Consider the following 10,772-nt stretch of genomic DNA (forward strand, 5'->3'; position numbering starts at 1 on the left):
CGGGAACAGCGCGAGGTGAAGACCCCGCAGTGGTGCCCTTCCACGAGGAGGCTGAGGCCGTGCCCGCGGAAAGCGAAGTATTCTGCCGGAACGGCTTATTACCACTCATCCAAAGAATAGTTACGACGCAGTCTATACAAAATGCGTCATACCAATAAATTTTTGAAAGTAGCATATAGGAAGGATATTAATAATATAGAATCGACGATGAAACACTATCAAATATATATTCCCCTTGATTTAAAAGGTAAAATAAATAAGTTTGCTTGTTCATTCATTTGAAATTACATTTTAAGAGGATGTATGATAGAATAATAGAAGGATTTATATATGTGCGTGTACATCCTAATGATCACTTTATACTTTACCAATGTTTCACGTGAAACATTGGTTTTAAGAAAGTTTGAGAAGGTGGTGTCAGTTTATGTTACACCCTTTTAGCCGAATATTTGGCCTAGGTGAAAAAGCGGAACCAGAAATAGAAGGTGAATACCTTCCAGATGAGGTTATTCAATTACCGGTTCAGGATATTATTCCAAATCGTTACCAACCTCGTTCTATTTTTAAACAAGAAAAAATTGAAGAATTAGCTCAAACAATACATACACATGGTATGATTCAACCCATTGTTGTTAGAAAGATAGAACAAGATAATAATGAAGTAACTGGGTATGAATTAATAGCAGGTGAAAGAAGATGGAGAGCGGTTCAATTTTTAGGTTGGGAAACAGTTCCTGCCATTATTCGGGATATGTCGGATGCAGAAACTGCTTCGGTTGCATTAATTGAGAACCTTCAGAGAGAAGAGTTAACAGTAATCGAGGAAGCGAAAGCCTATGAAAGATTACTTGATATCCACGGTTTGACTCAAGAAGCGTTGGCACAACGATTAGGTAAAAGTCAATCGACTATTGCTAATAAAATGAGATTGCTAAAACTACCTGAACGTGTACAACAGGCACTCCTGGAGAAAAATATTACAGAGAGACATGCACGTGCGCTGATCGTACTCAAAGATGCTCAATTACAAGAGAAAATACTAGATGAAATTATAGAGAAGAATTTAAACGTGAAACAAACAGAAGAAAGAATAGCAAAAATGTTTGACCAAACACCAAAAAAGAAGAAACCGAAGTTAAAAGGTTTCAATAAAGATATGAGAATTGCTATGAATACAATCAGGCAATCTTTGTCAATGGTATCAGATACTGGAATTGACCTAGAAACAGATGAAGAGGATTACGAGGATTATTACCAGATTACAATTAAAATTCCAAAGAAAAAATAATAAAAGTGTCAGCTCCCATCTTTACAATGTTAAGGTGGGAATTTTTTGCACTTATTCAGGTAGAGACATAATAGAAGTGTTAATTAAATAAAAATTGCACTAAATGAACAGAAAAATTGATGTATTTTTAGGTTAATAGTATTGTTTTTTCATATAAAATGATTAAAGTTAGTCCAAGATACAAAAAAAGATGATAGAATAGTAAACGATAGAGTTTTAAAGTAGGTAGGTGACACCATGGGAAAAGTAATCGCCGTAGCTAATCAAAAAGGCGGCGTAGGAAAGACTACTTCAGCAGTTAACTTAAGTGCATGTCTTGCTTATTTAAATCACAAAGTTTTGCTTGTTGATATAGATCCACAAGGAAATGCTACTAGTGGGGTAGGGATAAACAAGGCTGATATGGATCAGTGTATTTATAATGTACTAGTTGAGGATTTAGAAGCTGAAAAAGTTTGTGTTCCTACAAATGTAGAAAAATTAGACATCATTCCGGCTACAATTCAATTAGCAGGAGCAGAGATTGAGCTAGTTCCAACCATTTCTAGAGAAGTTCGTCTTAAAAAAGCAATTGATAGCGTTAAAGATAACTATGATTTTGTTATTATTGATTGCCCTCCTTCGCTCGGTCTTTTAACGATTAATTCGTTAACCGCAGCAGATAGTGTATTAATCCCTGTTCAATGTGAGTATTATGCATTAGAAGGACTAAGCCAACTTTTAAACACGATACGTTTAGTGCAAAAACACCTTAATAAAGAGCTTATGATTGAGGGTGTTTTGCTTACGATGTTAGATGCTAGAACTAACTTAGGTATTCAAGTAATAGAAGAAGTGAAAAAGTATTTTCAAGATAAAGTATATAAATCTGTTATTCCAAGAAACATCAGACTTGGAGAAGCGCCGAGTCATGGGCAACCTATCATTCTTTATGATCCGAAATCTAGAGGCGCAGAAGTATATCTTGACTTAGCAAAGGAAGTGATCGCGAATGGCGAAAGGGTTAGGGAAAGGAATTAATGCCTTTTTTCCGGAGTTAGATACACGAGAAGAAGAAGCTGTAAAAGAGATTTCAATTAAAGAATGTCGGCCGAATCCGTATCAACCTAGAAAAACATTTCATGTAGATGCTATAGATGAGTTAAAAGAATCTATCATTGAATATGGTATATTACAGCCATTAATCGTTAGAAAAAGTATAAAGGGATATGAGATTGTAGTTGGAGAACGAAGATTTCGAGCAGCTAAAGAAGCTGGATTATCGACTATTCCTGTTATTGTTAAAGATCTAACAGATGAAAAAATGATGGAGTTAGCACTATTAGAAAATTTACAACGAGAAGATTTAACGCCAATAGAGGAAGCTTTTGCATATTCTAACCTAATAAAAGAACTTGGCATAACGCAAGAGGAACTGTCTAAACGATTAGGAAAAAGTAGATCACATATAGCCAACTTAGTAAGGTTATTAAGTCTTCCTGAACAGATAACTGCATTGATTAATAATGGTGAGCTTTCCATGGGACATGGGCGAGCACTTCTTGGCTTAAAGGATAAAGAGAAGATCATTCCTGTGGTTGATAAAATCAGGAAAGAAACATTAAATGTTCGTCAAGTAGAGCAACTGATTATTAACCTTAATGAAAAAATACCACAAAACAAAAAAAAGGTACCTGTTAAAAAGGATATATTTATAACTGAACGAGAGAATCGGTTGCGTGATCACTTAGGTACTAGTGTCTCCATTCATAAGGGGAAAAGAAAGGGGAAAATTGAAATTGAATTTTTCTCTGATGATGACCTTGATCGAATTTTAGAGATGTTTAAATAATATTGTGTAGAAAAGCACACCTAATGTTAGCCAATTAGGTGTGCTATTATTTTCTTTATATATCAGGCCAATTGTGATGTTGTATGATTAAATTGTTTCACGTGGAACAATTTATTATTTTATGTAGATGGAGATGTAGTAATGGCTTTAACAGGAACACTAATAAATATAGCGTGCATTATTATTGGTACGTGTGTTGGATTATTTTTCACAAAAATACCAGAGAGATATAAAGAAACCATTATGAATGGTATTGGATTAGCTGTAATACTTATTGGAATCCAAATGGCGTTAAAAACGGATAACATCATAATTGTATTACTTAGCTTGTTAACAGGCGCAATTATTGGAGAATCGCTACGATTAGAGTCAAAACTCAACGGCTTTGGTAAATGGGTTGAAACACGATTATCTAAGCCTGATTCGGAAAGTACAATCGCTCAGGGTTTTATTACGGCAACATTAATTTTTGGTGTAGGAGCGATGTCAATTGTTGGATCGTTAGATAGTGGTCTGAGAAATGATCATGGTGTCTTAATAACAAAGGCATTCCTAGATGGATTTATGTCACTTGTTTTAACAACAACACTTGGCTTTGGAGTTGTTTTATCCATTATACCTATTTTTATTTATCAGGGTTCTATCGCACTCTTGGCAACACAGATAGAGAGATGGATACCTGAAATATTTTTAAACGGATTTATAAATGAAATGACAGCAACAGGTGGGTTACTTATTGTAGCTATTGGACTTAATATATTAAATGTAACAAAGATTAGAATTGCTAATCTATTACCATCTATTGTTACTGTTGGCATAGTTGTCTATATTTATCAAATAATTATGTAAAAGTTAGTCTTCGGACTAACTTTTTTTAATATAGTAGAGATAGTTTGATAGATTACGTATTTTCTTTTGAGTTTTGTATATATATGTACTAATATATTTCATTGTTATATGCTCATATAAATTCTTATAATAGAGATTTCTTTGTGTTTAACATTGTATTTGTTTTAAGAAAAGAAATTTCACGATCTACTTTATATAAAGTGCCTGTGATCGTTCTTGCCATTTGCATTACGATGTGTAATCTCGTATTCTGTAATACTTGAAACTCCATAAATCCGCTAATGTTTACTACTCCAGTTATATGCGCATCTCCTACGTCGGGCAAATCCTTTTTTAATGCAGCACCTGGTTGAATAGGGCTCGGTGCAGTAATAATGGAACCTATTGACTTTAATTTCCCCAAACAAGCGTCAAGGGCAATAACATAGGGGTTTTGATGATTAGCATTTATCATTTCGATTTTCTCTTTTAAATTAATTGCATGAACAGGTTGGTCTAGTGTTCCATAGATGGACAAGTGTTTAGGTTTTTTTTCACTGAGAAGGGTACCAACAAGAGGGCCAAGTGAATCTCCTGTAGAGCGGTCTGTACCAATACATAACACAATAATTTCTTTTTCATTTGGAATCCATTCTAATAAAGCTTTACTAAGTTGAAGAGTAGCTAGTGGATGATCAAAAAAGTGTCTAATTTCATTTTTTGAGGTGAAATTGTCTTTTAGATTCATAGCTTATCCTCCTTTTACATATTTTTATTAGTATACGGATAAATTCTTCATTCTATACATCACATGAAAAAGAAAGTTGGAGGCAATGTTATGTGGAAATCTGGATTCAAATGGATGTTTTTGATTATAGGAACAATGATTGGTGCTGGATATGCATCTGGTAGAGAACTATGGCAATTTTTTGGCAATGAAAGTGGACTAGCTATATTGTTATTTACTATTTTATTTTCATTGTGTTGTTACGTTATATTAAACATAAGTTATGAGAAAAAGACAGAGCACTACTTACCAGTTCTTGAAGCAATAGTAGGGAAAAGGTTAGCATATGTCTATGATGGTATGATCTTTATCTATTTATTTACAACTACTGTGATCATGTTAGCGGGTAGTGGTGCAACATTAGAGGCTTTTCATTTTCCTAATTGGTGGGGAATTGTGATAATTATTGTACCTTTAATCCTAATCTTTATGAAAGATATAAATGGCGTATTATCACTTAATAGCTTTATCTTGCCGTTATTAATCGTTGGTTTGTTAGGTGTGTTAGTTACTTTTTCTATCCAACAAGAATTATCCTTTTTCCCCGATCTTTCTAGACAGAGAAATTGGACGGCTGCTTTCACATTTACTGCACTTAATATTCTGCCTCTTATGGCTGTACTTGGTGCAGTAGGTAATCAAATGAAAGCCAAAGGCGAAGTTTGGATTGCCAGTCTAGGTAGTGGATTAATTTTAGGTACTATTTCATATATTTATAATAATAGTTTAATACAAATATCAGACCAAGTTCTGCTTTATGAAATACCGCTATTTGCGGTACTTAGACATTATCCGTACGTTATGTTTTTATTTATTTCTATTTTACTGTGGTTAGCAATCTTTACAACTGCAGTATCTGGAACTTTAGGGTTAGTTACAAGAATTCGTAATACAATTAATGCTCCATTATGGCTATTAGCTACCATTACTCTAATTGCAATGATCCCGCTAACTAAAATTGGCTTTGCAACGTTAATAGAATATTTATATCCACTTTATGGCTTATTGAATTTGTATGTTTTATCAGCTCTTATACTATATCCGATTATAAACCGATACAAAATAGGGCAAAAATGATAGAATACATATACAAGTTAAGTGTTGGAGGACCTGAAGTGGAATTTATAGAGGAAGAGTTTAATGCAATCTGGGATCGAATATCAGGACCAGAGTTATGGATTGATATAAGTATAGTTTTTTTTAGAATCGTCTTAATTATTCTGTTGGCTAGTTTAATTGTAAAAGTAGGTACAAAATTAATTAGTCGTATTTTTAGGAAAAGAGACAAAGGTCCTTTTCGGATTACAGAGCGAAGAGAAAATACGTTAAAAAAGCTGGTCCAAAATACACTAAGCTATGTTGTTTATTTTACAGCATTCTTAATGGTATTAGATACTCTAACAATTCCTATTGGTGCATTATTAGCCGGTGCTGGTGTGGCGGGGTTAGCAATTGGTTTTGGTACACAGAACCTAGTACGCGACATCATAACTGGTTTTTTCATCATATTTGAAGATCAATTCTCTGTTGGTGATTATGTGCGAACGTCTGGTGTCGAAGGAATTGTTGAGGAAATTGGGTTACGGACGACAAAGGTTATGAGTTGGACAGGAGAGTTACATATTATTCCTAATGGTAATGTCACGCAAGTAACGAACTTTTCCATTCATAATAGTATTGCTGTAGTAGATCTAAATGTTCCTTATGAATCTGACATCGCAAAAGTTGAAAAGATTATAGGAGAGTTACTGTTAGAGCTACCTGAACAATATGAACAATTAAAAGCAGTACCAGAAATGTTAGGTGTTCAAATGTTGGAAACAAGTCATGTAGTATTGCGTGTTATTGCAGAAGTAAATCCAATGGAGCACTGGGCAATGGCTAGAATTTTAAGAAAAGAAATTAAAGGCAGGTTGGAAGAACGAGGCATTGATATTCCATTACCGCGCTTAGTGATGTATTCTAGAGAGGATGGAAATATAGACAACTGAAAGGGGTGAGATTGTGGTTAGTAAAGAATATCAATTAAATGATGTAGTACAAATGAAAAAACCTCATCCTTGCGGTGAAAATCGTTGGAAGATTATTCGAATGGGGATGGATATACGAGTGAAGTGCGAAGGCTGTGGACACAGCGTATTAATCCCAAGAAAAAAATTCGACAGTAAGATGAAGAAAGTATTAGAAAGAGTAGAAGAATAATAATTGTTCCACGTGAAACAATTATTATCCAAAAAATAATTAAATATAAAAAACATAGTAATAGAAACAATGTAAAACAACAAAATATATACAAGTAATAGTAAAAACAGGGATATAGCATGCCTTGTTTTTTTATTTTGATAACTTGTCATTTTAGTAAAGTGTATCTATAATTGGTATGACTGAAACGTTCATATGAGCGGTACCCTTAAGGAGTGAAAGTTTTTTATGGCATTAACAGCAGGAATTGTCGGTTTACCGAACGTGGGGAAATCCACATTATTTAATGCAATTACCCAAGCGGGCGCAGAATCGGCAAATTACCCATTTTGTACAATAGATCCAAACGTAGGTATTGTTGAAGTACCAGATAGCCGTTTAGGGAAATTAACAGAGTTAGTAAAACCAAAGAAGACGATACCAACTGCATTTGAATTTACAGATATTGCAGGTATTGTGAAAGGTGCAAGTAAAGGGGAAGGGCTAGGTAACCAATTTCTTTCTCACATACGTCAGGTAGATGCTATTTGTCATGTTGTTCGTTGTTTCCAAGATGAAAACATTACCCATGTATCCGGTACAGTAGATCCTATTTCAGATATTGAGACAATTAACCTTGAGTTAATTTTGGCTGATTTAGAATCTGTGACGAAGAGACTTCAACGGGTTGAAAAAATGGCAAGACAAAAAGATAAGGAAGCAATAGCTGAATTTGATGTGCTTGCAAAAATTAAAGATGCGCTAGAAGATGAAAAACCTGCACGTTCTGTAGAGTTTGCAGATGAGCAAATGAAAGTTGTAAAAGGTCTTCACTTACTTACAAGTAAACCGATTTTGTATGTAGCAAATGTTGGAGAAGATGAGCTACTTGAAGCAGAATCAAATCCTAATGTACAGAAAGTAAGAGAATTTGCTGCAAATGAGAATGCGGAAGTAATTGTCATTAGTGCTAAAGTAGAATCTGAAATTGCTGAACTTGATGGGGAAGAGAAAGAAATGTTCTTAGAAGAGTTAGGCATTGAAGAATCTGGATTAGATCAATTAGTAAGAGCTACGTACCAATTATTGGGTCTAGCTACGTATTTCACGGCGGGTGAGCAAGAAGTTCGCGCATGGACATTTAAAAAGGGAATAAAGGCACCTCAAGCAGCTGGTATCATTCATAGTGATTTTGAAAGAGGTTTTATTCGTGCTGAAACAGTATCATATGAAGATTTGGTAGGTACAGGTTCTATGGCAGCGGCGAAAGAAAAAGGTAAAGTAAGGTTAGAAGGTAAAGACTATTTGGTGAAAGACGGCGATGTTATACATTTCCGTTTTAATGTGTAAGTTAGGATCATAGAAAACATATTTTAATAAATAACTGGACAACCTTGCACTTTATACACATCTTTGCTATAATACTTCATTGTGAGTAATTAAATTTATTCCTTGCTCCATGAAGGCATGGGGCCGTTAGTCCAAAAGGAGGTGCAAATCGGATGAGAAAATATGAAATCATGTACATCATCCGCCCAAATATCGAGGACGAAGCTAAAACTGCTTTAGTTGAACGCTTTAACACAATCCTTACTGATAATGGTGCGGAAATCGAAAAAGCTGATGAATTAGGCAAGAAGCGTCTTGCATACGAAATCAATGATTTTCGTGATGGATACTATGTTCTAATTAACTTTACAGGTGATGAAAACGCCATTAATGAATTTGATCGTCAAGCAAAGTTCTCTGATGACATTATTCGTCACATGGCAATTCGTCTAGACGAAGAATAAGGAGTGGTTCTGATGTTGAATCGTGTCGTACTCGTCGGCAGGTTAACGAGGGATCCAGACTTACGCTATACTCCAAATGGTGTGGCAGTAGCCAACTTTACTATAGCTGTGAATAGACCGTTCTCTAACCAACAAGGGGAAAGAGAAGCTGATTTTATCAACTGTGTTATATGGAGACGTCCGGCAGAAAATCTAGCTAACTTTATGAAAAAGGGAAGCATGATTGGTGTCGATGGTCGAATTCAAACACGTAGTTTTGATGGTCAGGATGGTAAAAGAGTGTTTATAACGGAAGTGGTAGCAGATTCTGTTCAGTTCCTTGAAACAAGAGGTAATGCACCTCAAGGTCAAGGCGGTGGGCAAGGATCATCAGGGTACCGCCCTAATCAGAACCAAAACCAGAACCAACCAAACAATAACGATTATAATAGACCTAATGAGGAAGATCCGTTTAGAGATAACGGTGAACCTATCGATATTTCAGATGATGATTTACCATTTTAAACTATAAAGGAGGTTATCCTTATGGCAGCTCGTCGTGGTCGTGCTAAGCGTCGTAAAGTGTGTTTTTTCACTGCGAACGGAATTACACACATTGATTATAAAGACGTTGATTTGTTAAGACGTTTCGTTTCTGAGCGTGGAAAAATTCTTCCTCGTCGTGTAACTGGAACTTCTGCAAAATACCAACGTAAATTAACTAGAGCAATTAAACGTGCGCGTCAAATGGCATTATTGCCTTACGTGAACGATTGATGATCGAAAAAAACCTACTAGATGTGAACTGACCTAGTAATATGAGACAAGAAAAAGCACCTATGCTGCCTTTGCCCTGAATTGAACAGGGGAAAGGCAGTTTAATTTTGAAAACGGTCGTATATAGTTGTAATAATACATGTAAGATTCGACTTTTTCTAGTACAATAGAGTTTGTAAGACGCGCCTTTTGGTGTGTGTAGAATTCTTCCGACTTTATGGTGGAGTGGAAGGATTCAATGACGGCATTATCAAAGCAATTGCCTTTGCGGGACATGCTTGTGATAATGCCTTTTTCTTCAGCTAACTCTTGAAAAGCATACGAAGTGTATTGCGATCCCTGGTCACTGTGAAGTATCAGTCCTTTCGTTTCTCGCCCATTACAAGCTGCTTTCAATGTTTCTAGCACTAGATCTACTTCTTGGTTATGACTAACTCGATAAGCAACAATTTCATTATTGTACAAATCCATGATGGATGATAAATACATCGTTGACTCTCCAAAATTCAAGTATGTTATATCTGTAACCCACTTTTGGTTAGGTCTATCTGCTTTAAAATTCTGTTCCAACAAATTTGGAACGATACATTTACTTTCACCAGCAATTTTTGATTTTCTTTTAGGTTTGACTCGACATTGGATGTTGTATTTTTGCATGATTCTTTGCACAGTTAACCTATTTACAGAAATATGATGATCCTCTTTTAATATTTTTTTAACCATTCTATGTCCAACTCTGTATTTTAGGGTTTTACAAATATCGATTATTTGTTGTTCTAGCTCAGTCGGTTCCCATGACTTTTGAAGCCAACGATAGTAAGTAGATCTAGGGACTCCAATACAATCACATATCATCGATACCGCATAAACTTCCTTTAATGACTCCACTAGCTCTATTACTACTTCTGGTACCAACTCCCTTCGATTTCCTGGTACTTTTTTAAGATTTCATTTTTAATTTTTAGATGCTTAACTTGCCGTTTTAATTGGTCTATTTCACTTAGCTCCTCAGGACCTTTCCCAAAGGAATATTGTTTACCAATGGGTTGCGACAGTCGGTGTTCCTCCCCATCACGAAACCATTTCATCCATCTTTTGATTTGACTAACGTTACGTATACCGCACTTCTCCATAATCTGTTTATTGGTATATTTTTTAGACAACTTCATTTCAATGACTTTCCTTTTAACCTCTTCAGAATAAACATTTTTATTTTCTCCCATGAGAAAAGCACCTCCAGTAGTCGTTTAATTTATATACGACTCAGGGGGTGCTTTTTCCTCTGTCTCATTTAGTTAGGTCACTCCA

At 35.2% G+C, this 10,772-nt stretch carries 13 protein-coding genes; 11 read left to right on the forward strand and 2 right to left on the reverse strand.

Annotation, left to right across the window (positions count from 1 at the left end; genetic code table 11):
- Window positions 1-424: 424 nt before the first annotated feature.
- The 4 genes from noc to NYQ66_RS11655 all read left to right on the forward strand — a co-directional run bounded on the left by noc (window position 425) and on the right by NYQ66_RS11655 (window position 3,968).
- Entirely contained in the window at window positions 425-1,288 is an 864-nt protein-coding gene (noc, locus tag NYQ66_RS11640; RefSeq protein ID WP_259869633.1) for a nucleoid occlusion protein, read from the forward strand.
- A 237-nt stretch (window positions 1,289-1,525) separates the two neighbouring features.
- Window positions 1,526-2,308, forward strand: a complete 783-nt coding sequence (locus tag NYQ66_RS11645; RefSeq protein WP_259869635.1) for a ParA family protein — start codon at window positions 1,526-1,528, stop codon at window positions 2,306-2,308.
- Entirely contained in the window at window positions 2,280-3,119 is an 840-nt protein-coding gene (locus tag NYQ66_RS11650) for a ParB/RepB/Spo0J family partition protein (protein ID WP_259869637.1), read from the forward strand. Before NYQ66_RS11645 ends, NYQ66_RS11650 begins: the two co-directional genes overlap by 29 nt.
- A gap of 141 nt (window positions 3,120-3,260) precedes the next feature.
- On the forward strand, window positions 3,261-3,968 hold the full coding sequence (locus NYQ66_RS11655) for a DUF554 domain-containing protein (protein ID WP_259869639.1): 708 nt from the start codon (window positions 3,261-3,263) through the stop codon (window positions 3,966-3,968).
- A gap of 124 nt (window positions 3,969-4,092) precedes the next feature.
- Here NYQ66_RS11655 and yyaC read toward each other — a convergent pair whose 3' ends face one another.
- Window positions 4,093-4,695 carry a spore protease YyaC gene (yyaC, locus tag NYQ66_RS11660; RefSeq protein ID WP_259869641.1) on the reverse strand — a complete coding sequence of 201 codons (603 nt, stop codon included), beginning with the start codon at window positions 4,693-4,695 and terminating at the stop codon, window positions 4,093-4,095.
- A gap of 90 nt (window positions 4,696-4,785) precedes the next feature.
- Between yyaC and NYQ66_RS11665 the strand changes: the two genes are divergently transcribed.
- The 7 genes from NYQ66_RS11665 (at window position 4,786) to rpsR (ending at window position 9,464) form a co-directional block, all read left to right on the forward strand.
- The gene (locus NYQ66_RS11665) at window positions 4,786-5,811 is read left to right on the forward strand and encodes a YkvI family membrane protein (RefSeq protein WP_259869644.1); all 1,026 of its coding nucleotides are present in this window, start codon (window positions 4,786-4,788) and stop codon (window positions 5,809-5,811) included.
- A gap of 38 nt (window positions 5,812-5,849) precedes the next feature.
- Entirely contained in the window at window positions 5,850-6,725 is an 876-nt protein-coding gene (locus NYQ66_RS11670; protein ID WP_259869646.1) for a mechanosensitive ion channel family protein, read from the forward strand.
- A 13-nt stretch (window positions 6,726-6,738) separates the two neighbouring features.
- Window positions 6,739-6,936, forward strand: a complete 198-nt coding sequence (locus NYQ66_RS11675) for a DUF951 domain-containing protein (RefSeq protein WP_259869649.1) — start codon at window positions 6,739-6,741, stop codon at window positions 6,934-6,936.
- 228 nt (window positions 6,937-7,164) lie between these two features.
- Window positions 7,165-8,265, forward strand: a complete 1,101-nt coding sequence (gene ychF, locus NYQ66_RS11680; protein ID WP_259869651.1) for a redox-regulated ATPase YchF — start codon at window positions 7,165-7,167, stop codon at window positions 8,263-8,265.
- A 152-nt stretch (window positions 8,266-8,417) separates the two neighbouring features.
- Window positions 8,418-8,708: a 30S ribosomal protein S6 gene (gene rpsF, locus NYQ66_RS11685; protein WP_259869653.1), complete on the forward strand. Its 291-nt coding sequence runs from the start codon at window positions 8,418-8,420 to the stop codon at window positions 8,706-8,708.
- Window positions 8,709-8,720: 12 nt separating this feature from the next.
- Window positions 8,721-9,212, forward strand: a complete 492-nt coding sequence (gene ssb, locus NYQ66_RS11690; RefSeq protein ID WP_259869656.1) for a single-stranded DNA-binding protein — start codon at window positions 8,721-8,723, stop codon at window positions 9,210-9,212.
- 21 nt (window positions 9,213-9,233) lie between these two features.
- Entirely contained in the window at window positions 9,234-9,464 is a 231-nt protein-coding gene (gene rpsR / locus NYQ66_RS11695; protein WP_058309181.1) for a 30S ribosomal protein S18, read from the forward strand.
- Between the two features lie 60 nt (window positions 9,465-9,524).
- Here the strand turns inward: rpsR and NYQ66_RS11700 are convergent.
- Window positions 9,525-10,687, reverse strand: a protein-coding gene (locus NYQ66_RS11700) for an IS3 family transposase (RefSeq protein WP_259867866.1) whose coding sequence is annotated in 2 segments (ribosomal slippage) — window positions 9,525-10,405 and window positions 10,405-10,687 — 1,164 coding nt in all. Because the reading frame shifts where the segments join, the coding sequence is not laid out codon by codon here.
- Window positions 10,688-10,772: the final 85 nt, after the last annotated feature.

Source organism: Aquibacillus koreensis (assembly GCF_025154055.1).
Lineage (GTDB): Bacteria > Bacillota > Bacilli > Bacillales > Amphibacillaceae > Aquibacillus_C > Aquibacillus_C koreensis.